The sequence below is a fragment of the Flavobacterium silvisoli genome, assembly GCF_004329815.1.
Taxonomy (GTDB): domain Bacteria; phylum Bacteroidota; class Bacteroidia; order Flavobacteriales; family Flavobacteriaceae; genus Flavobacterium; species Flavobacterium silvisoli.
Map to the genome: position 1 here is coordinate 36,727 of NZ_SJPE01000006.1, position 25,716 is coordinate 62,442.

General features: G+C 39.4%; 23 protein-coding genes. 3 read left to right on the top strand and 20 right to left on the bottom strand.

Going from position 1 to position 25,716, the window contains the following annotated elements; genetic code table 11:
- Window positions 1–82: 82 nt before the first annotated feature.
- The 11 genes from fabD to EZL74_RS06510 all read right to left on the bottom strand — a co-directional run bounded on the left by fabD (window position 83) and on the right by EZL74_RS06510 (window position 7,548).
- The gene (fabD, locus tag EZL74_RS06460; RefSeq protein ID WP_131475787.1) at window positions 83–952 is read right to left on the bottom strand and encodes an ACP S-malonyltransferase; all 870 of its coding nucleotides are present in this window, start codon (window positions 950–952) and stop codon (window positions 83–85) included.
- 102 nt (window positions 953–1,054) lie between these two features.
- Window positions 1,055–1,585 (bottom strand): YceI family protein, encoded by a 531-nt coding sequence (locus EZL74_RS06465; RefSeq protein ID WP_131475788.1) that lies wholly within the window; start codon window positions 1,583–1,585, stop codon window positions 1,055–1,057.
- 119 nt (window positions 1,586–1,704) lie between these two features.
- The gene (locus EZL74_RS06470; RefSeq protein ID WP_131475789.1) at window positions 1,705–2,232 is read right to left on the bottom strand and encodes an NADPH-dependent FMN reductase; all 528 of its coding nucleotides are present in this window, start codon (window positions 2,230–2,232) and stop codon (window positions 1,705–1,707) included.
- Complete coding sequence (locus tag EZL74_RS06475; protein WP_131475790.1) at window positions 2,229–2,459, bottom strand: (4Fe-4S)-binding protein; 231 nt, start codon at window positions 2,457–2,459, stop codon at window positions 2,229–2,231. The genes EZL74_RS06470 and EZL74_RS06475 overlap by 4 nt, the downstream gene beginning before the upstream one ends.
- A 1-nt stretch (window position 2,460) precedes the next feature.
- Window positions 2,461–2,868: an OsmC family protein gene (locus EZL74_RS06480; RefSeq protein ID WP_131475791.1), complete on the bottom strand. Its 408-nt coding sequence runs from the start codon at window positions 2,866–2,868 to the stop codon at window positions 2,461–2,463.
- Window positions 2,869–2,878: 10 nt separating this feature from the next.
- Window positions 2,879–3,226, bottom strand: a complete 348-nt coding sequence (locus EZL74_RS06485; protein WP_394345858.1) for a GNAT family N-acetyltransferase — start codon at window positions 3,224–3,226, stop codon at window positions 2,879–2,881.
- A 4-nt stretch (window positions 3,227–3,230) separates the two neighbouring features.
- Window positions 3,231–3,947, bottom strand: coding sequence for a pirin family protein (locus EZL74_RS06490; RefSeq protein ID WP_131475793.1), 717 nt, complete (start codon window positions 3,945–3,947; stop codon window positions 3,231–3,233).
- Window positions 3,948–4,225: 278 nt separating this feature from the next.
- Window positions 4,226–4,801: a Crp/Fnr family transcriptional regulator gene (locus tag EZL74_RS06495; RefSeq protein WP_131475794.1), complete on the bottom strand. Its 576-nt coding sequence runs from the start codon at window positions 4,799–4,801 to the stop codon at window positions 4,226–4,228.
- Between the two features lie 60 nt (window positions 4,802–4,861).
- Window positions 4,862–5,200: a DUF6370 family protein gene (locus EZL74_RS06500; protein WP_131475795.1), complete on the bottom strand. Its 339-nt coding sequence runs from the start codon at window positions 5,198–5,200 to the stop codon at window positions 4,862–4,864.
- Between the two features lie 10 nt (window positions 5,201–5,210).
- Entirely contained in the window at window positions 5,211–6,398 is a 1,188-nt protein-coding gene (locus EZL74_RS06505) for a pyridoxal phosphate-dependent aminotransferase (RefSeq protein ID WP_131475796.1), read from the bottom strand.
- A gap of 55 nt (window positions 6,399–6,453) precedes the next feature.
- A complete protein-coding gene (locus tag EZL74_RS06510; RefSeq protein WP_131475797.1) occupies window positions 6,454–7,548 on the bottom strand; it encodes a fatty acid desaturase family protein in 1,095 nt (364 codons plus the stop codon).
- A 108-nt stretch (window positions 7,549–7,656) separates the two neighbouring features.
- Here EZL74_RS06510 and rsmG point away from each other — a divergent pair, with 108 nt between their 5' ends.
- The gene (gene rsmG / locus EZL74_RS06515; RefSeq protein ID WP_131475798.1) at window positions 7,657–8,286 is read left to right on the top strand and encodes a 16S rRNA (guanine(527)-N(7))-methyltransferase RsmG; all 630 of its coding nucleotides are present in this window, start codon (window positions 7,657–7,659) and stop codon (window positions 8,284–8,286) included.
- A 28-nt stretch (window positions 8,287–8,314) separates the two neighbouring features.
- Here rsmG and EZL74_RS06520 read toward each other — a convergent pair whose 3' ends face one another.
- The 4 genes from EZL74_RS06520 to EZL74_RS06535 all read right to left on the bottom strand — a co-directional run bounded on the left by EZL74_RS06520 (window position 8,315) and on the right by EZL74_RS06535 (window position 12,924).
- Entirely contained in the window at window positions 8,315–9,328 is a 1,014-nt protein-coding gene (locus EZL74_RS06520) for a T9SS type A sorting domain-containing protein (protein ID WP_161971708.1), read from the bottom strand.
- 106 nt (window positions 9,329–9,434) lie between these two features.
- Window positions 9,435–11,063 (bottom strand): L-glutamate gamma-semialdehyde dehydrogenase, encoded by a 1,629-nt coding sequence (gene pruA, locus EZL74_RS06525; RefSeq protein ID WP_131475800.1) that lies wholly within the window; start codon window positions 11,061–11,063, stop codon window positions 9,435–9,437.
- 150 nt (window positions 11,064–11,213) lie between these two features.
- Window positions 11,214–11,600 carry a Co2+/Mg2+ efflux protein ApaG gene (apaG, locus tag EZL74_RS06530; RefSeq protein ID WP_131475801.1) on the bottom strand — a complete coding sequence of 129 codons (387 nt, stop codon included), beginning with the start codon at window positions 11,598–11,600 and terminating at the stop codon, window positions 11,214–11,216.
- A 73-nt stretch (window positions 11,601–11,673) separates the two neighbouring features.
- Window positions 11,674–12,924 carry a type IX secretion system plug protein gene (locus tag EZL74_RS06535; protein WP_131475802.1) on the bottom strand — a complete coding sequence of 417 codons (1,251 nt, stop codon included), beginning with the start codon at window positions 12,922–12,924 and terminating at the stop codon, window positions 11,674–11,676.
- A gap of 186 nt (window positions 12,925–13,110) precedes the next feature.
- Between EZL74_RS06535 and EZL74_RS06540 the strand changes: the two genes are divergently transcribed.
- A complete protein-coding gene (locus EZL74_RS06540) occupies window positions 13,111–15,915 on the top strand; it encodes a M16 family metallopeptidase (protein WP_131475803.1) in 2,805 nt (934 codons plus the stop codon).
- Between the two features lie 52 nt (window positions 15,916–15,967).
- On the opposite strand, the gene EZL74_RS06545 is transcribed toward EZL74_RS06540, so the two are convergent.
- Together EZL74_RS06545 and map are read right to left on the bottom strand one after the other, a co-directional pair.
- Window positions 15,968–16,738, bottom strand: a complete 771-nt coding sequence (locus tag EZL74_RS06545; protein ID WP_131475804.1) for a class I SAM-dependent methyltransferase — start codon at window positions 16,736–16,738, stop codon at window positions 15,968–15,970.
- Window positions 16,738–17,556, bottom strand: coding sequence for a type I methionyl aminopeptidase (gene map, locus EZL74_RS06550; RefSeq protein WP_131475805.1), 819 nt, complete (start codon window positions 17,554–17,556; stop codon window positions 16,738–16,740). Before map ends, EZL74_RS06545 begins: the two co-directional genes overlap by 1 nt.
- 154 nt (window positions 17,557–17,710) lie before the next feature.
- On the opposite strand from map, the gene EZL74_RS06555 reads away from it, so the two are divergent.
- Window positions 17,711–18,979 carry an acetyl-CoA hydrolase/transferase family protein gene (locus tag EZL74_RS06555; RefSeq protein WP_131475806.1) on the top strand — a complete coding sequence of 423 codons (1,269 nt, stop codon included), beginning with the start codon at window positions 17,711–17,713 and terminating at the stop codon, window positions 18,977–18,979.
- A gap of 52 nt (window positions 18,980–19,031) precedes the next feature.
- On the opposite strand, the gene EZL74_RS06560 is transcribed toward EZL74_RS06555, so the two are convergent.
- The 3 genes from EZL74_RS06560 to EZL74_RS06570 form a co-directional block, all read right to left on the bottom strand.
- Window positions 19,032–21,557: a DUF7619 domain-containing protein gene (locus EZL74_RS06560; protein WP_131475807.1), complete on the bottom strand. Its 2,526-nt coding sequence runs from the start codon at window positions 21,555–21,557 to the stop codon at window positions 19,032–19,034.
- A gap of 87 nt (window positions 21,558–21,644) precedes the next feature.
- Complete coding sequence (gpmI, locus tag EZL74_RS06565) at window positions 21,645–23,162, bottom strand: 2,3-bisphosphoglycerate-independent phosphoglycerate mutase (protein WP_131475808.1); 1,518 nt, start codon at window positions 23,160–23,162, stop codon at window positions 21,645–21,647.
- A 40-nt stretch (window positions 23,163–23,202) separates the two neighbouring features.
- Window positions 23,203–25,659 (bottom strand): DUF5916 domain-containing protein, encoded by a 2,457-nt coding sequence (locus EZL74_RS06570; RefSeq protein ID WP_131475809.1) that lies wholly within the window; start codon window positions 25,657–25,659, stop codon window positions 23,203–23,205.
- Window positions 25,660–25,716 lie beyond the last annotated feature (57 nt).

Consider the following 25,716-nt stretch of genomic DNA (forward strand, 5'->3'; position numbering starts at 1 on the left):
TCAATTGTTTAAAAATCAAGTAAATGTAATTAAAAAATCCTCACAACTATTGCTGTGAGGATTTAATTTATTTTGGAATCAATTAAGCCGAAATCGTTTCTACTTCTCGGTCAATTTTATTTACCAATCCTACCAGTACTTTTCCGGGACCCACTTCGGTAAAGCTGGTGGCACCGTCTTTAATCATTTGCTGAACCGATTGAGTCCATTTTACCGGAGCTGTCAGTTGAATGATTAAATTTTTCTTGATTTCATTGGCATCTGAAACCGCACTGGCTGTAACATTTTGATAAACGGGACAACTCGGGGTATTGAATGTAGTGGCTTCGATAGCTGCAGCCAATTCCTCACGGGCCGGTTCCATCATGGGAGAGTGAAAGGCGCCGCCTACCGGTAAAATCAACGCGCGTTTGGCTCCTGCCTCTTTCATTTTTTCACAAGCTGCTTCTACGGCTTTGTATTCGCCTGAAATGACCAATTGGCCCGGACAATTGTAGTTGGCTGCCACCACTACACCATCTATAGAAGCGCAAATGTCTTCCACAATTTTATCATCAAGATTCAGAACTGCTGCCATGGTTGAAGGTGTTATTTCACATGCTTTTTGCATGGCTATGGCTCTTTGGGATACTAATCTCAGCCCGTCTTCAAACGATAAAGTGCCGTTGGCTACCAATGCTGAAAACTCGCCAAGGGAGTGTCCGGCTACCATATCGGGTTTTATGTCTAATGTCTTGGCTAAAATTACCGAATGTAAAAAAACAGCCGGCTGGGTTACTTTGGTTTCTTTCAATTCTTCAGCGGTTCCTTCAAACATGATGTCGGTAATTCGGAAGCCGAGTATATCATTGGCTTTTTCAAATAATTCTTTGGCTACTGCCGAACTTTCGTATAAGTCTTTACCCATACCGGTAAATTGTGCTCCCTGTCCCGGAAAAACGTATGCTTTCATCTTGTGGTTTTATTGTTTTGAAAAGCAAAAATACTATTTTTTAACAAACAAACCCCGAACTCAAGTAAAGCTCAGGGTTTGCATATTATTCTGTTGAATAGTTTATTGTTTTAAAAGCTGTACTTCAATAGTCAGCCTTACTTCTTCGCTCACCAGAACGCCACCGGTTTCCAGAGCCGAATTCCAATTCAAGCCCCAATCCTTACGGTTGATTTTGCCCGAAATGTTCAACCCCACTTTGGTGTTTCCCCAAGGGTCTTTCATTAAACCGCTGAATTCAGTTGCCAGTTTTACAGTTTTGGTTGCGCCGTGCATGCTCAATTCTCCGATTAATTCATAATTTTCATCATCTATTTTGGTAAAAGAAGAAGAGGTAAAGCTCAACTTCGGATAATTTTCCGCATCGAAGAAATCAGCACTTTTCAGGTGATTGTCTCTGTCCGTGTTGTTCGTGTTGATAGAAGCAATATCCGCCGAAAACGAAATTACGGATTTAGTAAAATCATCATCTTCTGTAGTGATTGATGCATCATAGGTTTCAAATTTTCCGGATACGTTAGTAAACATCATGTGTTTCACTTTAAAACCAATTTCTGAATGTGTCGGGTCTATAGCCCATTTAGTTGTTGCCATAATTTATTTTTTTAAATTTTTACTTTCATTTTGATAGTACAAAGTTAGGTTGACTTGGCGCAGGTGTCACTTAACCTAGATTAAGAAATAAATTCAACTTCAAAGTCATTTGATGTACTTCAGATTTCGATGGATTGAATAATTTCCATCAGTTGATTTTTGAATTCGGGATTAATAATGCCGTTCACAGTATCAAAATTTTCAAAGAAAGTGGGTAGTGAAAATGTTCCTTTTACTTCAGCGCCCTGGTATGGAAATCTTTTGGAAGCAATATCCAATACACTTGCTCCACCTCGGGCTCCCGGCGAAGTTGCCAACAATAACATCGGTTTTTGCTGAAAGGTTTTGTTATTGATGCGCGATGCCCAATCTAAAGTGTTTTTAAACGCTGAGGAATAGGCGCCGTTGTGTTCGGCCAATGAGAGAACGATAAAATCCGCACTGCCTATTTTATCATAAAAGACTTGAGCCAAAGGATGAATTCCGTTTTCTTTTTCCCGGTCAACCGAAAATACCGGCATGTCGTAATCGTTTAAATCCAGTACTTCTACTTCGGCATTTGCAAATAAACCTGCCGCATACACGGCCAATTGTTTATTGATGGAGTTCTTGCTCGACGAACCGCCAAAAGCTATGATTTTTTTCATTTTTCGTTATTTAAGTAATAAGTCAAAGCGCCTGAAGGACATTTTTTTATTGTTTCAATAATTTTTTCTGTAGTAGAACCTTCGGGGGTAATCCAAGGTTTTTCTCTGGGTTTAAAAACATCGGGATTGTTTTTTACGCAATTGGCTGAATGTATGCATTTCCCCGATTGCCACACTATGGTTACTTCGCCATTGGTGTATTCTTTGGTTAGGTTTTTAGGATCCATGTTATATAGTGGTGTTAATAGTTATTTTGTTTTTAAGGATTTTAGATATCGGACATTTTTCGGCAATCGATAACAAGCGTTCTTTTTGTTCGTCGCTGATGTTGCCCGGAAAGGTAATGGCTCTTGAAATGGTAGTCTCTAATTCAGGGGTTACATCCTGAGCCAGATTTAGTGAGATATTGATTTCGGGGATGTCCCAACCTTTGCGGTCAATATACATTCTCAACGTAGAAAGCGTACAACCGGCCAACGAAGCTAAGAAAGTAGAAAACGGATCGGGACCAATGTTTTGTCCGCCCACGTTTTCGGGTTCATCCATCAACAAGGTGCCGTTACGCCAGGAAATAGTGCATAGGTATTTTTGAGTGCCTATGCTTCCTTCTATATTGTTTTCTAAAAGATTTGCCATATTTTATTGATTACAAAACATCTCTGAATTCAGCAACTTTATCAAACACACTTTTGGCAAAAGGACAAAGAGGGATGATTTTGATACCGTGTTCACGGGCATATTCTACCGCTTTGGTTACCATTTTTTTGCCAAATCCTTTGCCTTCATTTCCCGGATAGACTTCGGTGTGGTCAATAATGATTTTGTTTTCGCCTGCAAAAACAAAGGTCATCATGGCTTCGCGTTTCCCATCGATATCGATGTAAAAAAAGCCTTTATTGTCTGCTATTTTTAATTGTACTTCAGCGCTCATATTGGTTTGTTTTTTTTTAGTAAAAAATACAAGCCAGAGGTTTATTCTCTGGCTTACACTCATATATTTATTGAACCATCGGAACTTCCATCAGTAAGATTTCGGTATCAGTTGTAGCTTTGAATGTTACTTTTTCAAAATCGGTAATGCCCAATCCATCGCGTTGTTCGAGTTCTTGTTCATCTACTTTTACACTTCCTTTGATTACAAAAACGTATAAACCGTTGCCTTCTTTTTTGCGGGTGTAATCCAAAGTTGTTCCTTTATCCAAATTGCTCATGTGAAACCAGGCATCTTGGTGTATCCAAACTCCTGCATCATCGGCATTAGGAGAAAGTATTTGTTGCAGCTTGTTATGACGGTCGGTCGTGTCCAGCGTAATCTGTTGGTAGCGCGGTTCCACATTGCGGTATTTCGGGAATACCCAAATTTGAAGCAAATTGGTTCTTCGGTCGTGATTTGGGTTGAATTCAGAATGTTGAATCCCCGTGCCGGCACTCATCACCTGAACATCTCCAAATTTGATGACTTCCGTATTTCCCATGCTGTCTTTGTGTGCCAAATCACCTTCTAACGGAATGGTAATGATTTCCATATTATCATGTGGGTGTGTCCCGAATCCCATACCCGGGGCAACAATGTCGTCATTCAAAACTCTAAGGACTCCAAACTGTACCCGGTTCGGGTCGTAATAGCTTGCAAAACTGAATGTGTGATGAGCGTTCAACCAACCGTGGTCGGCATGTCCTCTGGTATTGGCTTTGTGTAAGATTGTATTTTTCATATCGTATAAATTTAATGATTATTATGATACAAATTTACAATTGGGGTGCCCAGATTACACTTAATGTAGGTTAAGAAATGGGTCCGGGTTTGTGGTTTTGGTTTTCGAGTTTTATTAGGGGTGTGTGCGATGTGTGTTCGATGTGTATGCGATGTGTGTCCGATAAAACCTTATAAAATATCGGATGCACATCGCAAGTACATTGCATGTATACTGCATTCAACAGGAATATAACATGAGGAAGAGATGTTTTAAGATGGGTGGGTTCTGGTATCGTTTTACTTCTTAAGCATTCTCGCTTTCATTTTACTGAAAAACTCAGGAGTCACGCCTATGTAGGAAGCAATTTGCTTTTGAGGAACCTGTTGGAGCAGGGTGGGATAGCGTTTGCAGAATTTGTCAAAGCGCTCTTCGGCGGTGAGGCTGAGGTTGTCCATCAGTCTTTCCTGGTTGGCCACCAATGAATTTTCGATTAAGATGCGGAAAAAGCGTTCGAGTTTGGGGATTTCCAGATACAATTGGTCTTGATTTTCTTTGGATAAAACCATCACTTCGCTGTCTTCCAATACTTCGATAAAGAGGTTTCCCGGTTTTTGGGAGAGGAGGCTGTACATGTCGCTAATCCACCAGCCGTCGCAGGCAAAACTCAGCACGTGTTCCACAATATTGTCGTTGATGTTGAAACTGCGAATAAGACCCGAGTTGACAAAATAGGATTCTTTACAAACCTGTCCGGCATGGTGCAGCATGGTCTTGGCTTTGTAGTGTCGGATTTCGGTTTTAGACAAAAAGAGTTGCTCTTCTTCGGGCGTTAGCGTAATGTGTTTCGAGATGTTTTGTATGATGGGATCCATATTCCCAAAAATACAATTTTCCGGGCATAAAAAAAGCGGAAATCAATTCCGCTTGTTGTATTAATGTTTGTGTCCTTTATGACTGTCGTCTTCGGTTGGAAGTAATTTAAAGGAACTGGCTACAAATCGATCGCCTTTGATTTCGCCAACCACTTCAGCTTTTCGGATGGCATTGCAAAAACCATCTTTGGCATGGGCATCTCCGTGTTTGTCGATTTTAGTGCCGTCTACAAAATAGGATTTGCCATCAATTCGTACGGCCAAATCACAGCCTCCTTTGCCTTTCATTCCAAATTGGCATTGCCCGCAAGAGGCCTCCACAATTTGCGTTTTTGGTTTTTCCTGTGCCGTTGCGCTAAGACAAACCAAAAGCACCAGCATTGAAAATAGTTGTTTCATAGTAGTATATTTAAGATAAAGCTTCCTTAATTCTTTTGAAAGCTTCGGTTAATAAATCTTCGCTGGTTGCATAGGAAATCCTCAAACAATTCGGGTTTCCGAAAGCGTCACCGGTTACCGTAGCCACATTGGCTTCTGACAACAAATACATCGACAAATCATCGGCATTGTTAATCATCTTTCCGCGTAAAGTTTTGCCAAAAAAAGAAGATACATCCGGAAAAAGATAGAAAGCTCCTTCAGGAATGTTGATTTTCAATCCGGGAATTTCTTTGGCCAAGCCCACTACTAAATCTCTTCTGTTTTTAAAAGCGGCCACCATATTGTTCAGAACGCTTGGGTCGGCTTCAACGGCAGTGATCGTAGCTCTTTGAGCGATTGAATTGGCTCCTGAGGTAACTTGTCCCTGCATTTTGGTACAGGCTTTGGCAATAAATTCGGGTGCGCCTATGTAACCAATTCTCCATCCGGTCATGGCAAAGGCTTTGGCTACGCCGTTTACCGTTATGGTTCGGTCAAACAAGCCCGGAATAGAGGCAATGCTGCAAAATGTACCTGAGAAGTTGATGTGTTCGTAAATTTCGTCGGATACTATATAAATGTTCGGGTGTTTGTCTAACACTTTGCCGATTGCGGTTAATTCCTCACGGTTATACACCGAGCCGCTTGGGTTGCAGGGTGAACTGAACCACATCATTTTGGTTTTGGGGGTGATGGCTTTTTCCAGTTGCTCAGGGGTGATTTTGAAATCGGTTTCAACGGAAGTTGGTACTTCTACCGGTACACCGCCCGATAACTTGATGATTTCGTAATAAGAAACCCAATAAGGAGCGGGTAAGATGACTTCGTCACCCTCGTTGAGCATGACTTGAGCCACGTTGTATAACGACTGCTTAGCTCCTGTAGAAACGACAATGTTTCCGGGAGTATACTCTAAATTGTTGTCTCTTTTAAATTTTCGGCAAATCGCTTCTTTCAATTCAACGTATCCGTCTACCGGCGTGTAAGTGCTGTAGTTTTCGTCAATCGCTTTTTTGGCTGCTTCTTTGATAAAATCAGGAGTGTTAAAATCAGGCTCTCCAAGGCTCAGACTGATGATGTCTTTCCCTTGTGCTTTTAACTCTCTGGCCAAAGCCGCCATAGCTAAAGTTTGCGAAGTAGATAAGTTGTTGATTCGATTGGATAATACGTTATTCATTGTGGAGTGTAGATTTTGGTAAAGAAGCGACGTGTTGTCGCTTTTTTACAAATGATTAGGCTAATTGAGGCTGTTTGCCCAACTCTCTTAAATGTTTGAAATGTGAGGCTATGGCTTCTCGGGTTGTTTTAAATTCGTAATAAGGCAACTCACATTCTTTGGCAGTTTGCTTCACGATTTCGGCAATTTTATCATAATGAATGTGACTGATGTTTGGAAAAATGTGGTGCTCAATTTGATGATTTAATCCGCCGGTGTAGTAATTCACCAACCAATTTTTAGGAGCAAAATTAGCGGTGGTGAACAATTGATGAATCGCCCAGGTATTCTCGATTTCACCATTGTCATCCGGGATAGGGTTCTCCGTTTCCTGTACCACGTGCGCCAATTGGAAGACCACACTCAGAATGACACCTGCCGTGTAATGCATGACCAAAAAGCCTAACAATACTTTCCACCAAACTACATTAAGCAAGATGGGGATAACAATCCAGATAGAGAAATAGATGATTTTGGTGATGATTAATGTTGTCCAACGGATAACCGGTTTTTTGAATTCGCCATACGATAAGTTGCGTTTTAAATACCGTTTCATTTGAAGGAAGTCGGTCGTAATGGCCCAATTGAAGGTTAGCAAACCGTATAGAAAAATAGAATAATAGTGTTGGAATTTGTGGAAACTGTACCAAGGGGCTTCTTTGGTAAAGCGCATAATTCTTCCGGCTTCCAAATCTTCGTCGTGTCCGAGGATATTGGTATATGTGTGGTGTAAAACGTTGTGTTGTACTTGCCAGTTGTATACGTTTCCGGCCAGTATATATATACTTCCGCCCATGATTTTATTCACCCATGATTTGGAAGAATAAGCTCCGTGATTCCCATCGTGCATGACGTTCATCCCCACGCCTGCCATTCCGATACCGATTACTACATTGAGTAAAAGGTAAGCCCAGATAGGCATATGCATGGCCAGTAAAACAAAGTATGGTGTCAGGAAAATGGTAAACATTACAACTGTTTTTAAGTGCAGTTTCCAGTTTCCGGTACGATTGAGATTGTTTTCTTTGAAATAGTTGTTAACTCTTGAATTTAAAGTTCGGAAGAATTTTAAGCTATCGTTTTTAGAAAAAACAGGTGTTGTGGAATTCATTTAGTGTAAATCAAAATTTTGCCCAAAGATAAATATTATAATTTTTTAAAAATTATAAACAAATCATAATTATCAACTAAAACAGTATTTTTGTTGAAAATTCTATCCATGGAAGAAATTATCAAACAATTTTCTAATCTAACTGAAAATCAAGTCTTACAGTTTCAAAAATTAGAAGCGTTATATCAGGATTGGAATGCCAAAATCAACGTGATTTCCCGAAAAGATATCGATGAGTTATATATCAAACACGTGCTGCATTCTTTGGCTATTGCCAAAATTCAACCTTTTGAACCGGGAACGACTGTTTTAGATGTAGGAACAGGTGGTGGATTTCCCGGCATACCTCTGGCTATTTTATTTCCGGAAACGCGTTTTTATCTGATTGATGTTATCGCCAAAAAAATAAAAGTGGTTCAGGCAGTTGTTGATGCTTTGGGACTGAAAAATGTAAAAGCAGAACAACTTCGTGCCGAGAATGTAAAAGGAGATTTTGATTTTATTGTCAGCCGGGCAGTGACCAATATGCCTGATTTTGTTTCCTGGATTAAGGATAAAATCAAAAAACAAAACAAACACGAATTAAAGAACGGAATCCTTTATTTGAAAGGAGGCGACTTGACCGAAGAATTGAAAGATTTTCCGCAAGCTACTGAATATGCAATCGCAACATTTTATTCCGATCCTTTTTTTGAAACCAAAAAGGTAGTGCACTTGCCGCTGAAGTTTAAGCTATAAAAAAAGTCCCTGTTCGGGACTTTTTCTTTTAGGGTTTTATTATTTTCTTGGTTATGTTGCCTTTGTCGTTGCTAATATTCATCAGATACATTCCTTTGGGCAAGGAAACCGGAATTTCCAAAGTTCCGCTAACGGTGTTGTGGTCCGATTGATAAATCGTTTTGCCTAACATATCCGATATTTTTATAGTAGTATTTTCAATAGGATTTGTGCTGTTGATTTTGATATCATCACCTATGGGATTTTGAATCCAAACGGCTTCCAACGCATTTTCAGAAGTATTCATTAAAACGGCTTCAAATTTTTCCAATGTTGTATCCGTCTGATCAATCGACATAACAGGAACAAGAGAAACAGTGGTTATGCTCCTGAAAATGGGATTGTTAAATGTGTTGTTGTTAGTTGTGTAGTAAATGTAAGAAGTTTGAGTAACGGTTCCAACATTGGTGAAAATGCTATAGTTTAGGTTAATACTCAATACTGTTTTTAAGCGGACTACATTGCCTGAATACGCATAGGCAGGGTCAGTCAAAGTCAATGTCCCGTAAGCATCTACAGTGGTTGTTAAGGTTCCGCTAAAGGTTCCTGAATAAGTAGTGTAGGTATAATTTCCGGCTACATTATCAGTATTCGTATAACCATAGGTCATGGGAAATGCCCCAAGAGTGGCGTTGTTGGTTGCAAAATTAATATTCAAATCAGTGCCTGTCAGCCCTGTTATTGATAAAATGTTTCCGGTTGCTGTTTTGGTGTACATTTTTGTAGTGCCGTTTGTGTTGGTGCCTACTATAACTTCAGTAGTTCCCGGATAGGTAGAGGTTTCCAGACCGGTAGGAGCAGTGTAGGTATAAATCACATTGCCCAATGAAATGAGACTGCCAAAACTCCACGACTGATTGGCTCCTGAAGGGCTGTGGTCTAACGCTGTTGTTGACGCTAAAAGGGCAAAGCTCGAATTATTGTCACCGTGAAATGCCGGAATGCTTTGCGACCAAGAAATAAAAGAACAGAAAAATAAAAGGAAGGGTAGTTTTGTTTTCATAATTTGACAATTAACAGATAACCGAAGGTACAAAAAATTCATTTTCAGTAGTATAAAAAAAGTCCAAGACTTAACTTGGACTTTTTTAATATGAATAGGACTTAAATTATTCTCCTAAAAACGGATAACGGTAATCCTCCGGAGTAACCATTGTTTCTTTGATGGTTCTTGGCGAAACCCAGCGCAACAAGTTTTGCATCGAACCGGCTTTGTCATTGGTTCCCGAGGCTCTGGCACCGCCAAACGGCTGCATACCAACAACGGCCCCTGTTGGTTTGTCATTGATGTAGAAGTTACCGGCACTGTTTTGCAATGCTTTGGTTGCCTCATCAATAGCGTAACGATCCTGGCTGAAAATAGCTCCGGTTAAGGCATATTCAGAGGTGTTGTCTACCAATTCTAATATTTCCGACCATTTTGCATCTTCATATACATAAATTGTCATCACCGGACCGAACAATTCGGTTTCCATAGTAGCGTATTTCGGATTGGTGGTTACAATTACCGTTGGTTCAACAAACCAGCCTTTTGACTTGTCGTAATTACCCCCTACGATGATTTCGGCATCGTCATCTTTTTTGGCTTGGTCAATATATTTTGCCAATTTATCAAAAGAACCTTCGTGAATTACTGCGGTTATGAAGTTACCAAAATCTTCCGGTGAACCCATTTTCATCGATTTCACATCGGCAATCAATTGCTCTTTTACGGCAGGCCACAAACTTTGCGGGATATAACCTCTCGAAGCCGCTGAACATTTTTGTCCCTGGAATTCAAAAGCACCACGGGTAATTCCGGTCACGACTTGTTTTACATTGGCACTCGGATGCGCCAATACAAAATCTTTTCCGCCGGTTTCCCCAACGATTCTCGGGTAGGTTTTATAAGTGTGGATGTTTTCTCCGATTTTCTTCCAGATTTCTTTGAATACAAAAGTAGAACCGGTATAGTGTACTCCGGCAAAATCAGGGTGTTTTAAAATGGTATCGGTGATCATAATCGGATCCCCAAAAACAACGTTGATAACACCGTCCGGAACACCGGCTTCTTTGAAGACATCAATGATTATTTTGGCTGAAAATACTTGACTGTCACTCGGTTTCCAAACGACCGTGTTCCCCATCAAAGCGGCACTGGCCGGAAGATTCGCCGCAATAGCCGTAAAGTTAAACGGTGTAATGGCATACACAAAACCTTCCAACGGTCGGTATTCCACACGATTCCAAACATCGGATACCGATTTGGGTTGGTCGTTGTAAATCTGGGTCATGAATTCTACGTTGTAGCGCAAAAAGTCAATCAACTCACATGAGGCATCAATCTCGGCCTGAAAAATAGTTTTGGATTGTGCAATCATAGTCGCGGCATTGATGCGCGCACGGTAAGGTCCGGCGATTAACTCCGCTGCTTTTAAAAAGATGGCTGCCCGTTGTTCCCAAGCCAGGTTGGCCCATTTTTTTCGGGCTTCTAAGGCTGCAGCAATGGCTTTTTCTACATGAACTTTTTCGGCCAAATGGTATGTGCCTACCACATGCTGATGGTCGTGTGGTGCTGTCATGTTTCGGGTATTACCGGTGCGAATCTCTTCGCTGCCGATGTAGTTAGGAACATCAATAGTTTCGTTCCACATTTTTTTGTAGGCTGCTAATACGGCTGCTTTTTCGGGCGAATTAGGAGCGTATGATTTTACGGGTTCATTGACCGCTTTCGGGATATGAAAAAAACCTTTTGGCATATTTTTTTAATTTGAAAATGAAACAATTTGAAAATTTGAAAATTTGAAAATTTCCTTTTGAAGGGATTCAAAAGGAAGCACAAAAGTACAAAGGAATTTTTGAATTTTTAATACGGAAAGGCAAAGATTAGTTTGCTCTTAACAAGACTTTTAATTCAAAGCGAAGGGCGCGCTCAACTTGAAGGTTGGTACGGTAACTTTGAAGGTTTTGGTAGTGGTAAAATTAATCATGTTGAAGAAACCACTCATGGCTCCGAAAGGAGAGGAAAGCAAACAGCCCGAAGTATAGGTGTGTTTTTCGCCGGGTTTTAGTACCGGTTTTTTGCCAATGACACCTTCACCATCAACAATTTCAATGTCGTTAAGTGAATCCAGAATTTCCCAATGACGCGAATTAAGTTGAACGGAATCTTTACTGTGGTTTTCAATGGTGATTTCATAACTAAAGGCAAAGTGAATCTTGTAGTTTTTGAAGTATGTGCCTTCAAAACTAGTCAAAACCGAAATTTTTATACCTCTTGTTATTTGTGAAACCATTGGAATCGATTGTATTATGCTGTCAAATTTACAAAAAATACATTTTGATGTATAATTTTGATGTTAAATTTTATCAATTGGTGATGTCTACTGAGCTGGCTATTCCTTTGCCGATAATGCGGTCGTAGCGTTGGTTGTTTTCTTTGTAATATACTAAGACAAAATAATTGTTTTCGGTTTGATGAAAGTTACCGTCAATGGCGTTTTCTTCATCAATTTTCCCATTGCTGTCTGCAATAACGTATTGAAAATTGGTAAAGCCTTGTTTAACCATAATCGCTTTTTCGTAGATTCCTTTTTCGGCATTGTAGTCCATTTTGTTTTCATTGCCTATGGCGTAATTGTTGAACATGCCATTAACATAGATAGATTTGTTTCCGTAATAATTCGGAGCCGATAAGGTGAAGAAAACCCAGGCGTAATCCGCTTCAATATCGTTATTTTCGGCATCAATTTTTTTAACAATGAAATTGCCGTTAATGTCTGGGTAGTAGGTGTATGGGTTGTTGGCTCGGGCAGCACTCGGATACAAATGAGCATTGTATAATCCTCCTTTCGAATCAATATAGGCTATGCTGTTGTTGGCTGCTCTGATGTCTTTGTTCTCAAAAAATAAAAATTCATTCCCGCCCCAAAATTGCGTTTCTGCGTCGTATTTGTAAATCAAGTCATTACCGATGGTGTATTGTGGTTTTACATTGGTAATGGCATTGCTGAACTTTCCGTTTTGCATCAAAAGCACTTTTACATTGGTAAGTGGACTTTGAAAGTTGATTGTTGGCGATTTGATAGCGAATTCTATATTCTGTTTTTGGTTGTAATAAGTGAGATTTCGGGCTCTTTTGACTTGTACCGGGACGGAAACCAAATCTTCATAGACAATAAATTTTCGCGAAAAGACAACCTCTCTGTCTTCGTTTAAAATTTTCAAGACATAATTGCCGCTGACCCTTAATTGGGTTAGTCGGTTGGGTAATGTAATGCGATAGTGCGAATAAATTTGGAGCGAATTAAAAGAGTTGGTGTAGTCCTGAATACGTTGATCATCAAAACCATTCAAGTATTCATTTCGGGACAATTGAGAAGGTTTCCAATCATAATCGCAATGGGTAATCGTGTAGTAGTAGTTGGCTTCGTTTCCGAACAAATCATCAAACTGCAACTGAAAACTGTCGCCTAAACTAAATATCGGAATTGCATTTTGACCGTTTTGAACAAAAGTCACTGTTTTGATATTGTAGGGAGGGGCAACTTCTGTTTCAACTTGTGAAAAAAGTGTTCCCGTGAAAAGTAAAAAAAATAAGTAGAGACTTTTTTGTAGCATGGTTTCTAAATTTCGAATGGTAAATATAACAAATATTGCCACATTAATTATGCCGCTTTTTTTTGATTGTCAGACAGGTGTTAAAAATTACACAACTAAAAAGGTACCGTTCTTTTTTTTAGTACTTTCACAATAATTGTAATAAAAGTCCGTTAATTATGTTGTGTAACCATCAAAACTAAACTTATGAAACAAATTTTAAGGTCGGCACTGCTGCTTTTTTTAATCCCAATTTCGGTCCTTGCCCAGGAGGTCAAAGGATCAGATTTAATTCCGTTTGACACCAATGTTAAAAAAGGTGTTCTGAAAAACGGATTAACGTATTATATCAGAAAAAATACAAAACCCGAAAACAAAGTTGATTTAAGATTAATCATCAATGCGGGTTCTATTTTAGAAGAAGATGACCAACGTGGGTTAGCCCACTTTATGGAACATATGTGTTTCAACGGGACCAAGCGTTTCCCTAAGAATCAATTGGTAGATTATCTGCAAAGTATCGGTGTGAAATTCGGACAACATTTAAATGCCTACACCAGTTTTGATGAAACCGTTTATTTTCTTCCCATTCCATCCGACAGCCCCGAAAAGCTCGAGAAAGGATTTCAAATCCTGGAGGATTGGGCTTTTAATGCCAATTTAACTCCCGAAGAAATTGACAAAGAAAGAGGCGTTGTTCTTGAAGAATACCGTCTCGGACTGGGAGCCGACAAAAGAATGGAAGACCGTTACATCCCTAAAATGATGTACAATTCGCAATATGCGGAACGCTTACCAATAGGGAAAAAAGAAATTCTGGAAAACTTTACATACGACCGATTGGTTAGTTTTTACAAAGATTGGTACCGACCGGATTTGATGAGTGTTATTGTAGTGGGAGACATCGATGTAAAAGCCATGGAGCAAAAGATAAAGGATCATTTCGGAAACTATCAAAATCCGAAAAATGCCAAACCGAGAAAGACATTTGAGGTACCCAATCATAAGGAAACTTTTGTAGCTATTGAAAACGATAAAGAAGCCTCGCAAACCCAAGTGCAATTGTTGTATAAAGATTATGGTTTGCCCAAAAAGATCAAGACCGTCAATGATTACAGAGAAAATTTAATAGAGGGATTGTTTTCAACCATGTTGAACAACCGATTGAACGAACTTACCAATTCACCAACTCCGCCATTTACTTACGGATTTACCTATCACGGTGGCACTTTTGCCCGAAACAAAGAGGCATTTCAGTCCTTTGCTATGATAGATGAAACCAAACAATTAGAGGCATTGAAAGTGTTGGTTTCGGAAAATGAAAGAGTTAAAAAGTACGGTTTTACCGAAGGTGAATTGGAAAGAGCAAAAGCCGAAATTTTGGCCCGTAGCGAAAGCAGTTACAAAGACAGAGATAAAAAAGAATCGGAAGATTATGTGTGGCGCTACCAATCTAATTTCCTGGAAGAAGCTCCGGTACCCGACACAGAATGGACGTTCAATACTACCAAAAAATTATTACCGAAAATTGAACTGAAAGAGGTAAATAATTTAATCAAAGATTATTTGAAAGAAGACAACAGAGTAGTAGTTATCACTGCACCTGAAAAAGCCGGTTTGAAAAAAGTAGGTGAAAAAGAAGTGCTGGAGGCGATGACCATCAATCCGAATGATTTAAAACCGTATGAAGATAAAGCTGTGGCGACAAGTTTGTTGCGCAAAGAGGTAAAACCGGGCAGTATTGTCAAAAAAGAGACCAACGCTAAAATAGGTACCACCACACTAACGTTGTCCAATGGGGCTAAAGTAACGTACAAGAAAACCGATTTTAAAAATGATGAAATTTTACTCGAAGCGGTAAGTTTTGGGGGAACTAATTTGTATTCCAACGAGGAAATCAAAAAAACACAATTTGCCAACGGTGGTTTGGCCGAAGCCGGATTTTCAGGATTAGATCAGAACGATATTGATAAATTTATGGCGGGTAAAATTGCGAATGTTACTCCTTACATTTCAAATACTACAGAGGGTTTCAGAGGAAGCACCACTCCTAAAGACTTAGAGTATGCTTTTCAAATGTTGCACGCTTACTTCACAGATTTGAATTTCGATCAGGCGGCTTTTGAAGGATACAAACAAAAACAATCCAATTTTTTCGATAATTTGATTTCTCAGCCCAACTTCTATTTCCAACAAGAGTTTTACACGTATCTGAATAAAGAAAATCCTAGATGGAACGGAATTGTACCTACCGCCGAAAAATGGAAAGAAACCAGTTATGAATTGGCTTACAGCAAATACAAAGAGCGTTTTGCTAACGCCGGCGATTTTGAGTTCTTCTTCGTAGGTAATGTAAACGATGCCGCTATGGAGGATTTTTCAAAGAAATACATTGCTTCACTTCCTTCCAATAACACAAAAGAAACAGCCAAAGATTTGGGATACCGTATGTTAAAAGGAGATATTAAAAAAGTAGTCAATAAAGGGAAAGATCCCAAAAGCAACGTGACCATTATGTTTTATGGTGATGCCACTTATTCACCCAAGGAAGCAATTGCTTTGACTGCTTTGGGAGAAGTGTTAACGATAAAATTAATCGAGGAGTTAAGAGAAAATGAAAGCGGAGTTTACGGTGTAAATGCCCGCGGGAGTATGAGTAAAGTGCCTTACGGTTCTTATAATTTTAATATCAGTTTTCCTTGCGGACCTGAAAATGCGGAGAAATTAACTGCTTCGGCTTTGGCAGAATTAGATAAAATTATTAAAAACGGGCCGGAAGAAAAAGACGTTAATAAATACAAAGAAGCAGAAGCTTTAGAGTACAAAAAGAAAATCAAAGAAAACCGTTATTGGATGACCAACTTTACAAGATCTTTTAACAATAGTTCCAATCCGGAAGATATTTTAACTGCTTCTGAAAAAGTAAAAGAACTTACAGCCAAAGACATTCAGGATGTAGCGGCGAAGTACCTGACAAAAAACAAAACTATTGGTGTTCTAATGCCGGAATAAATTTTTATTTAAAAACAAAAGAAGAGCCATCCTATTGAATAGGGTGGCTTTTTTATTTGAAGCAAACCGGAATGATTTCACCTTTGGCTAAACAATATTTTTCTACCAATTCTGGAGCAATTTTGTTAGTGTAATCTTCTTCAATTACTTTGAAACCAATACTTCTCAGTTTGTCAAAATAATCCCTGCCATACACGCGAACGTGGTCGTATTGTCCGAAGATTTTTGCCCGCTCTTTTTGGTCTGTAATGCTGTCGTCTGAAAAAGTGACGACTCTCGACAAGTCTTGCGGAATCTGGAAAATTCCCATTCCGCCTGGTTTTAGCACACGATACAATTCCTGCATGGCTTTGGTGTCATCCGGGATGTGTTCTAAAACATGATTGCAAAAAATAATATCGTAGCTGTTGTCTTCAAAAGGCAGATTACAAATGTCAGCCTTAACATCTGCTAATGGTGAAAGCAAATCAGTCGTAGTGTAATCGATATTGGTTTGTTTTTTAAAACGCTTATAAAACTCCTGTTCGGGAGCGAAGTGCAGTACTTTCTTTTTGGTTGTTGCTGTAAAAAAATCGGTTTCATTTTGCAGATACAACCAGAGTAATCGGTGTCTTTCCAGCGAAAGTGTACTGGGTGAGAGCACGTTGTTTCTTTGATTGCCATATCCGTAAGGAAGAAACATTCTGAAACTTTTGCCGTCAATAGGATCTGTAAATCGTCTTCCTTTCAGTAAAAAGGCCAAAACAGGGCGTACCACTATGCTCAACCGAATCAGTATCGGTCTGGGTATGGTGTTTAAAATGAATCGGAATATTTTCTTCATTACAGGACTAAAGGTTGTTTTCTGAATTCATCTTCTTCCGTACTTTCAATACCCAACGCTTTGTAGATATAAGCAAACGTTGAAAGCAGTTCGGGTTTCCCGTCTATCAGGGCTACATCATGCTCAAAGTGTGCGCTGGGTTTGCCATCGGCAGTCAAAATGGTCCAACCGTCTTTCAGTTGTTTGATGTTTCTGGTTCCCATGTTAATCATGGGCTCTATGGCCACGACCATACCTTCTACAAATAATTTTCCACGACCGCGTTTGCCATAATTGGGCATTTCAGGTTCTTCGTGCATTTTTCGGCCTAAACCATGACCTACCAATTCGCGAACGACCCCATAGCCATGCGCTTCGGTATATTTTTGAATGGCATTGCCCACATCTTCCACTCGGTTCCCGGCTCTGAACTCGCGGATACCTACATATAAACTTTCTTTGGTTACCTGTAGCAATTTTTTCACTTCGGGGGCAACTTCTCCAATTTCAAAAGAATAAGCGTGGTCGCCATAAAAGCCGTTTTTCAAAGCACCGCAATCTACCGATATTACATCGCCCTCCTGTAGTGGGGTGTTGTTAGGAATGCCGTGCACCACCTGAGCATTTGGACTCATGCATAACGAATTCGGGAATCCGTACATGCCTAAAAAGGCCGGTTCCGCACCGTGATCTCTGATAAAAGTTTCGGCCAGTTTGTCTAAATATAAAGTAGTTACCCCCGGTTTGATTTCGGAGGCTATCATGCCTAATGTTTTCGAAACAATTAATGCACTCTCGCGCATCAATTCAATCTCTTCTCTTGTTTTTGGAATAATCATTTGTTGTAAATTAACGTCTTACCGTTTGGCCTAAACGCCTCAGGTCAGTTGGCAAAAGTACAACTTTATACTGATTTTGAATAATCCTAAATGAAATGAGTTTTATCATGTTTTTCCGTAACTTCACCTTTTACTTTTGTATAAAATTTTAGTTATGAGCAAATATGTTACTGCAGCGGAAGCTGTAAAAGTAGTCAAGTCTGGCGATAGGGTTTATGTTCAGGCAGCAGCGGCAGCCCCTACTGTTTTAACGAAAGCACTCGCAGAAAGAGCCTCTGAGTTGCGCAATGTAGAGGTGTGTCATTTACACACAGAGGGTGAAGCTTCTTATGCTAATCCTGCATTAGCAGAGAGTTTTCATGTTAATTCATTTTTTATCGGCGCCAACGTCCGACATACACTGTCCGCCGGTAATGGTTCGTATACCCCGGTTTTTTTAAGCGAGTTGCCGCATTTGTTTAGAAAAAATGTATTGCCTATCGATGTGGCTTTTATTCATGTTTCGCCTCCCGATAGGCATGGGTATTGTTCTTTAGGAGTATCAGTTGAAGCCACCATTGCGGCCATAGAAAAAGCCAAAATTGTAATAGCTCAGGTCAATCCTCAAATGCCGAGAACTTTTGGTGACGGAATCCTGCACGTTGAAGAAATCGATTACTTGGTTGATGTTAATATGCCTATTTATGGTCATGAGCCCAGCACGTTTTCCAAAGAAGAAGAAAAAATAGGAGAGTATATCGCTTCACTAATAGAGGATCGAAGTACCTTACAGATGGGTATTGGTTCTATCCCGAATGCGGCCTTGAGTAAACTCAAAAACCACAAGGATTTAGGACTGCATACCGAAATGTTTTCGGATGGTGTCATTGATTTAATCGAAAGCGATGTGATTAATTGCAATTACAAAGGAACTCTGCGCGGCAGAGTGTTAGCCACTTTTTTAATTGGTTCCAAACGTTTGTATGACTTTGTTCATGATAATCCGTTTATTGAAATGAAAGAATCTTCGATGGTTAACGATACGGCCCGAATCCGCAAAAACCCCAAGATGGTAGCCATCAATTCGGCTATTGAAGTAGATATCACCGGTCAGGTTTGTGCTGATTCGATAGGCGCTCACATGTACTCAGGAGTAGGAGGGCAAATGGATTTCATCCGTGGAGCTTCTCTCAGCGAAGGCGGAAAGGCTATCATCGCTTTACCATCTGTTACCAAAAAAGGCGAAAGCAGAATCGTACCTTATTTAAAACAAGGGGCCGGAGTTGTAACGACCCGTTCCCATGTACAATACATCATCACCGAAAACGGTATAGCAGATTTATACGGAAAAACGCTGAAACAACGCCTCAACGAAATGGTTAAAATTGCCCATCCGACCCATCAGGAAACTATAGAGAGAAGCTATTATGAGATGTTGAAATAAAAAAAACCTAAAATCTACAGCCTCAAAAGTTAGACACTATTTAGTGGCTTTTTTATTCTTTAACAAATTTAGTATCTGCTATTCCTTTGTCTGTATCCATTTTGATAAAGTAGGTTCCGGTTTTAAGGTCAGAAACATCTATCGTAGAAACATTCTGAGCATTCGTAACAACGAGTACCATTTGCCCTAACATATTGTATATGCTAATCGATTTCACTCCTATTGCTGCTTTCACTTCCAGGTTCAATAATTGTTTGGTAGGAATAGGATAAACTTTAAAATACGTTCCAAAATCAAAATCCTGTACCGCTAAAGCCGCGACAGTTGTCTCAGTCGTATTGGTCACAATAGGGAAATTATAATCAAAATAAATGTTAGCCGAATTACTGAAAGTATCCCCCACAACAAGGGTTGGCTTTGTTTTTATCTTAAAGGCTATATAACCGTCGTTATTGGCATCGTCAAAAGGTAGTTGAATGTTTTCAAAAATGAATTCTATTTTGCTGGTGTTGGTAATGCGGGTAACAAATGAAGCACTGCTACTTAAAATAACTAATGAATTTATGTCAAACTTAGTGGTGTCGATGATGTCTTTAACCACAATATTCTCTGCATTGGCATTTCCGGTATTTTCAAAACGGATGACATAATGCACATAATCGCCTACCATTTCTGGCGTTATAGTAGTTCCTTCTATGCAGGTTTTGTCGTTTGGATCAGCTGAACTTAACAACTTTTGATTTAAAATGGAAACATTATTAAGGGGTGTCTCATCGTTTGCTATGGGATTGATGGTGGCTGTAAAATGCAAAATGTCACCTACATGTAATGATGGAGTTTCCATTTGACCATTTAGGTTCCATGTAACTAGGATGATTCTGGTTTCACAGGGTGTCAAATTACTAAAGTTCCATGTTAGGTTATTGGTGGCTTGTGCATCAAAATTTGGGCTAGCAGAAACATAATCTAAGACAGTATCGTCAAAAACAACATTTACATCACCGCTTAGGGTAGTGGTTCCTTTGTTTGTACAAAGGATTTTATATAGACTGTCAAAACCCGGTCTTGCATTAGTTAACGGTAAAATACTAATTTCTAAATCATTATGAACTCCATTAGGAGTAATACAAAAATCCTGAATAGTTGGGTTGGTGGCTTGAGGAAATGTGACTGAAACAGAAGCTGGTGAAACATTATAATACGTTGGATTTTCAAGTAAAGGGGTCGCTGTCAGTGTTCCTGCAGGAATTTCACAATGATAATTACCTGCGTAGCTGGCTATTAAAACACTCGATTCTGTTCCATAAGTGGTTGCTATTTTTGTGTTAGGGAAAGGAATGTCTGAAGCGTCACAACCATTCGAGTCTTTATCATATCTAACATTGCCTTTTAGTGTAAAAAAGATAGCACCTGGGACAAAACTACAATAAGAGTTTGCAACACAGTTGTAACCATAGCCAAGCGTCAAATTTTCAACCGTCGCTAACTGGGTTTCATCAGCACAGACATATACTAAATTTGGATTGCCATAGAAACTTAAAGTAGTTTCATTACGACCATTTTTTATAAATAAAGTAGAAAGGTTGTTGTCACCACAATAAAGGTCTTGAAGGTTTTTTAAACTGTTGACATCTAAAGTGGTGAGTTGATTACCAAAACAAGTCAGGGTTTGTATATTTATTAAACCGGTCACATTCAAAGATGAAAGTTGATTATTGTAACAATTCAAATCCTGAAGGCTTGTCAAAGCAATTACATTTAAAGAAGTAAGCAGGTTGTTTCCACATCGCAATACTCTAATATTAGGCAGATTGTTTAAGGAAAGGGATGTGAGTTGATTTGATCCGCACCATAAATTTTGAAAATTGGGCAGTCCGTTAATGTCTAAAGAGGTGAGTTGATTGTTGTCAATAAATAATTGATGAAAGTTGGGCAAGCCTGATAGTGTTAAAGTATTTAATTGGTTATTTGTAAAATCAGCATAATCGAGACTGTTTAGGTTATTTAAAAGTAAAGAGGTAATCAGGTTGTTTTTACTTTCTATCCTTATCAAATTGGTTAAACCATTTACATTTAGTGCTGTAAGTTGATTGTTGAAACAAATTAAATACTTAAGATTGGTAAGCCCCGATACATTAAGGACAGTGATTTGATTTTGAGAGCAGCTAATGCTCTGAAGATTAGGCAATCCCATTATGTTTAATCCGGTCAATTGATTATCTGCAAAATCTATAGCAGTTAAATTCGATAATGAACCCAGATTCATAGAACCGCTAAGTTGATTGTGTGCGCAAGAAAGATCACGAAGATTGGTAAAGCTGCTTATACCGGTTAAATCAGCTATATTACTTGAATTGACATTAAGTTTGTATACGGTCAAAGCCTCACTTACCTGTATTTCGCCATCATTATTGGTGTCAATTTTTAAGGGAGCATTAGCAAGTGTGGTAGCTATATAATTGCTGGTATTAGCTTCGAGTAACTTTGCCTTAAAATTGGAATCAGGAATATTTATAATCTGTGCCTGACCCATAAATCCGAGCAAAGCAATTACTAAAAAAGAGTAAATTTTTTTCATGAAAAGTAATTGATAATCAAATATATGAAAAAAAATAAACTATGGCTATTCTGTTAAAACAAAATCCCTCAACAGAGGGATTTTGTTTTATATTAATTCGTTTCCGGTCATCACGGCTGGTTTTTCAATGCCCATAAGTTTGAGTATGGTTGGGGCGATGTCGCCCAGTACTCCGTCTTTTACCTGTGTCAACTCGGGGTCAACCAGTATAATCGGTACCGGGTTGGTGGTATGTGCTGTATTGGGTGTGCCGTCCGGGTTGATCATTGTTTCACAATTTCCGTGGTCTGCGATGATGATGGTGGTGTAGTTGTTTTCCAATGCGGCAGTGACCACATCTTTTACACAAACATCAACCGCTTCGCAAGCTTTAATGGCAGCGGCCATCACGCCGGTATGTCCTACCATATCACCGTTGGCAAAGTTCAAACAAACAAAATCTACAGTTCCTTTTTTGAGTTCAGGGACCAAAGCGTCGCGCAATTCGTAGGCGCTCATTTCGGGTTGTAAATCGTAAGTTGCTACTTTGGGTGAGTTTCTCAAAATGCGGGTTTCGCCTCTAAACGGAATTTCCCGTCCGCCCGAAAAGAAAAAGGTCACATGCGGATATTTTTCAGTTTCGGCAATGCGGATTTGGGTTTTGTTGTGTTTTTCCAAGACTTCGCCCAGCGTTTCGGTAATGTTGTCTTTGTCATAAATGACGTGTACATTTTCAAAAGTTTCGTCGTAATTGGTCATCGTAACATAGTACAAGTTCAACTTGTGCATGTTTTGCTCGTGAAAATCTTTTTGTGAAAGCGCTTCGGTCAGTTCGCGTCCTCTATCGGTTCTGAAATTAAAAAAGATGACAACATCGTCATTCTGAATCGTAGCTACCGGATTGCTATTTTTATCCACGGCTACTATAGGCAGTATGAATTCATCGGTTACGTTTTCGGCATAACTCTCGGCTATGCTTTCAATAATATTGGTGCTGTGTTTCCCGATTCCGTTTACTACCAAATCATACGCCAACTTCACGCGCTCCCAGCGTTTGTCGCGGTCCATCGCATAATATCGACCTACTACTGAGGCAATTTTGGCGGAAGTGTTTTGAAGGTAATTTTCCAAATCCTGTAAGTATCCTTTTCCCGATTTTGGGTCAACATCTCTTCCGTCAGTAAACGCATGGACAAAGACTTTTGTTAAACCAAAATCCTGCGAAGCATCAATCAGCCCGCGCAAATGAGACGTGTGCGAATGCACCCCGCCATCCGAAACCAAGCCCAGAAAATGAACCGCTTTGTTGTTCGCTTTAGCGTAATGGAAAGCGTCAATCAGCGGCTGTTCCCGGCTCATGGTTTTGTTGGCTACCGCCAAATTGATTTTGGCCAAATCCTGATACACGATTCTTCCGGCACCCAAGTTCATGTGACCTACTTCTGAATTTCCCATCTGCCCTTCGGGTAAGCCTACATTGAGTCCGTCAGTGCGAAGCTGGGCATTGGGATATTGGGTATACAGGCTATTGATAAAAGGAACATTGGCATTGTCAATGGCAGATACTTTTGGGTCGGGTGATTTCCCCCAACCGTCCAAAATCATAAGGATAACTTTCTTGTTCATCAGAAATATTTTGAACAAAGATAACCCTTAATTTCGACTTTTAGAAGTGCATTCTTTCGTTAGGTTTGGTAAATGTTTTAGAAAGATTGGCATTTTTTATGGTATTGTAATCAATAAAATAACGGACACTTATAGAGAAGACATGATTCAGATTCTGATTGTCAATAGCGTCTTTAAAATTACGTTCAAACTGTCGGCTGAAATTCTGACTGAACAAAGAAGCATTGTTGCGGTATAATACGGAAACCTGACTTCCGGGAGCGAACCACCATGAGTAAGATAAATCCAGATTCCAAAGATTCAGATTATAGTTTTTGTTTTCACTGTAAGTGGTGTTGTTGACCAAACTACCATCGTCCTGTAAGGTTAAAAAGTCATGGTTTATTACATAAGACCAATAGTGACGAACTGCGAGAGAAAGGTTCATTTTATTGTTTAAGGAATATTTTCCCTGCAATGTGTTGGTATAAGTAATGCGATCTCTTCGGGCAAATATGGTATTTCCGTCAGGGTCAAAATCTACCCAACCGGTATTTTTGTTTTGGCGTAAAAAATTGAAATTATAGATCAGCGAAAAATGATCGTCAAAGCGGTATCTCGGGCTGAGAATAAAACCATAGGTAACTCTCCCTTTTTCATTAATGAAATTATAGGAAGGATTGAAGTCTAGAGCAAATTTTCGGTTGTAGTTTGAAGAATAATAGACCCAGATGTTAAGGCTCTCCGGAAGGGTTACAAATCGAACTTCATTAAGAGACCGGGGTTCGTAAAAATCATACACCGGCAAAGGTCTTATGTTAAATCCGCCACCGTAATAATCATTTTTCGTATCGTTAGAATTAACGCTCAAATTAAGTTGGCCGGATTGTATTCGCCCAGTTCGATTCTCAAACTCAGAATAAAAATTCAAATTGGTTTGAAAGGTATTGAACGTTTTGGTTGGATTCAAAATTCGGTAACTAGCATTTCCGTAAACGGTGTGGTAGTGGGTTTGAAAATTAATGCCTAAATCGTTAATGTCATATTCTCGTGAATAGTATTCTCCACCCAAACCAAATCGGTACTTTCCTTTGGTTTTTGCGAAATAAAGCTCAGAGGTAAAACCTTTTTTGTCTTCTGTATTCCCAAACTCATTGATGTAGCTGTATTTAAAACTGCCGTTGGCGTTATACGTGTTTTTTGTAGTATTTAAATCAAAAACCATAGCCGATACATTGGCATCTCTGAATTCTCCGTTACGGGTTACGTTGGTATTGACAAATGAAACGGAAGAGTTTTTGTTGAATCGCTGATCCAGCACCAGAACGTTGTAATTGGTCAAAGGAGAAATGATTTCGGAATGGGTGAATCCGGTGTCTGTATTCTTAATTTCGACACTCGTCTTTTCAGAAACGGCATTCAAAACACCTATACCCAGGCCACCTTTTGTTCTTCCCGAAATTTTCAGGGCGTTAATCAACTTAATATTGCCGGGTTGTTCTACTACTTCTTCATTACCTGAAGTAGTTATCGAGGGAGTTTCGCCAATTCTTCGGGTGTAGAGCAGGCCTCCTTTGTTAAATAAATCAGTGCCTTCGGTAAAAAATGGACGGTTTTCGCTGAATTGTTGTTCAAAAGCACTTAAATTCAATTCGACGTTATCAAATTTGGTTTGACCGAAATCGGGAATTAAAATGGCATCAAGCGTGAAGGCATCGTTGATTCCGTATTTGACGTCCAAACCGCCTTTAAATTCACCGTTGTTTTTTTGTGCTTTACTGGCATATACATATTGAGATGCATACGGAATTAAAAACAGGCGTGTCGGAGTTTTCACGTCTTCAATGCCCTTGAGAATTCCTGCCTGAGTACTCTCGTTTACAATTTTATTGTCTAAAAAATTCCAGGAATATTGTTGTCGGTCACGGCGAATTTCTCGGTAAAAATTTAATCCCCAAGTTTGTTCTTTAGCCGATGGGAAACGCAATGCGGCGTAAGGAATTTTCATTTCAACAGTCCACCCGAAATCCGTCAGTTCTACATGACTGTTCCAAATAGCATCCCAGGAAAAATCCTCACCGTTAGCTTCGGTATATATACCATCCTGCTGTACGCCGGCCGCACTCACAAAAAAGCGAAATTCCTGTTGGCCATCATTGTAACCATTGATAAAAACGCCAAAATGATCCGCAATTCCAAAGTTGTCGCGAGAGGTTAATTCTTTTAAAATTCGGTTGGGTTCATTGTCAAAAAGAGAAGCGGCTATATAAATTCCCTCATTGTTGTATAGCACCTTTACCTCGGTTTTTTTTTCCTGAGCAATGGGTTTTCCGTTGTCAGGATTGATCATTATGAAGTCGGTTGCCACTGCTGCATTTTTCCAAGCTTCTTCTTCAAACTTGCCGTCAATAGTGATTTTCTCTTCGGTATATAGCGTTTCTAAGGTTTTTTTCTGACCAAAAGACAAAGCTGTAACAAAGAGCAAAGCACATAAAAAACAATAAGATTTTTTAGACATAAATGTTGCAGTTGGTCGAACAAAAATAATTATTTAATTGATTGTCACAAGAAAGCA

Coding starts and splice junctions, on each gene's coding strand:
- EZL74_RS06520 (WP_161971708.1), bottom strand. CDS start 9,328: ATGAAAACAAAACTACCCTTCCTTTTATTTTTCTGTTCTTTTATTTCT.
- fabD (WP_131475787.1), bottom strand. CDS start 952: ATGAAAGCATACGTTTTTCCGGGACAGGGAGCACAATTTACCGGTATG.
- EZL74_RS06540 (WP_131475803.1), top strand. CDS start 13,111: ATGAAACAAATTTTAAGGTCGGCACTGCTGCTTTTTTTAATCCCAATT.
- EZL74_RS06500 (WP_131475795.1), bottom strand. CDS start 5,200: ATGAAACAACTATTTTCAATGCTGGTGCTTTTGGTTTGTCTTAGCGCA.
- EZL74_RS06465 (WP_131475788.1), bottom strand. CDS start 1,585: ATGGCAACAACTAAATGGGCTATAGACCCGACACATTCAGAAATTGGT.
- EZL74_RS06555 (WP_131475806.1), top strand. CDS start 17,711: ATGAGCAAATATGTTACTGCAGCGGAAGCTGTAAAAGTAGTCAAGTCT.
- EZL74_RS06495 (WP_131475794.1), bottom strand. CDS start 4,801: ATGGATCCCATCATACAAAACATCTCGAAACACATTACGCTAACGCCC.
- EZL74_RS06535 (WP_131475802.1), bottom strand. CDS start 12,924: ATGCTACAAAAAAGTCTCTACTTATTTTTTTTACTTTTCACGGGAACA.
- EZL74_RS06560 (WP_131475807.1), bottom strand. CDS start 21,557: ATGAAAAAAATTTACTCTTTTTTAGTAATTGCTTTGCTCGGATTTATG.
- EZL74_RS06490 (WP_131475793.1), bottom strand. CDS start 3,947: ATGAAAAATACAATCTTACACAAAGCCAATACCAGAGGACATGCCGAC.
- EZL74_RS06510 (WP_131475797.1), bottom strand. CDS start 7,548: ATGAATTCCACAACACCTGTTTTTTCTAAAAACGATAGCTTAAAATTC.
- EZL74_RS06480 (WP_131475791.1), bottom strand. CDS start 2,868: ATGGCAAATCTTTTAGAAAACAATATAGAAGGAAGCATAGGCACTCAA.
- gpmI (WP_131475808.1), bottom strand. CDS start 23,162: ATGAACAAGAAAGTTATCCTTATGATTTTGGACGGTTGGGGGAAATCA.
- EZL74_RS06470 (WP_131475789.1), bottom strand. CDS start 2,232: ATGAAAAAAATCATAGCTTTTGGCGGTTCGTCGAGCAAGAACTCCATC.
- EZL74_RS06505 (WP_131475796.1), bottom strand. CDS start 6,398: ATGAATAACGTATTATCCAATCGAATCAACAACTTATCTACTTCGCAA.
- apaG (WP_131475801.1), bottom strand. CDS start 11,600: ATGGTTTCACAAATAACAAGAGGTATAAAAATTTCGGTTTTGACTAGT.
- map (WP_131475805.1), bottom strand. CDS start 17,556: ATGATTATTCCAAAAACAAGAGAAGAGATTGAATTGATGCGCGAGAGT.
- pruA (WP_131475800.1), bottom strand. CDS start 11,063: ATGCCAAAAGGTTTTTTTCATATCCCGAAAGCGGTCAATGAACCCGTA.
- rsmG (WP_131475798.1), top strand. CDS start 7,657: ATGGAAGAAATTATCAAACAATTTTCTAATCTAACTGAAAATCAAGTC.
- EZL74_RS06485 (WP_394345858.1), bottom strand. CDS start 3,226: ATGAGTGTAAGCCAGAGAATAAACCTCTGGCTTGTATTTTTTACTAAA.
- EZL74_RS06545 (WP_131475804.1), bottom strand. CDS start 16,738: ATGAAGAAAATATTCCGATTCATTTTAAACACCATACCCAGACCGATA.
- EZL74_RS06570 (WP_131475809.1), bottom strand. CDS start 25,659: ATGTCTAAAAAATCTTATTGTTTTTTATGTGCTTTGCTCTTTGTTACA.
- EZL74_RS06475 (WP_131475790.1), bottom strand. CDS start 2,459: ATGGATCCTAAAAACCTAACCAAAGAATACACCAATGGCGAAGTAACC.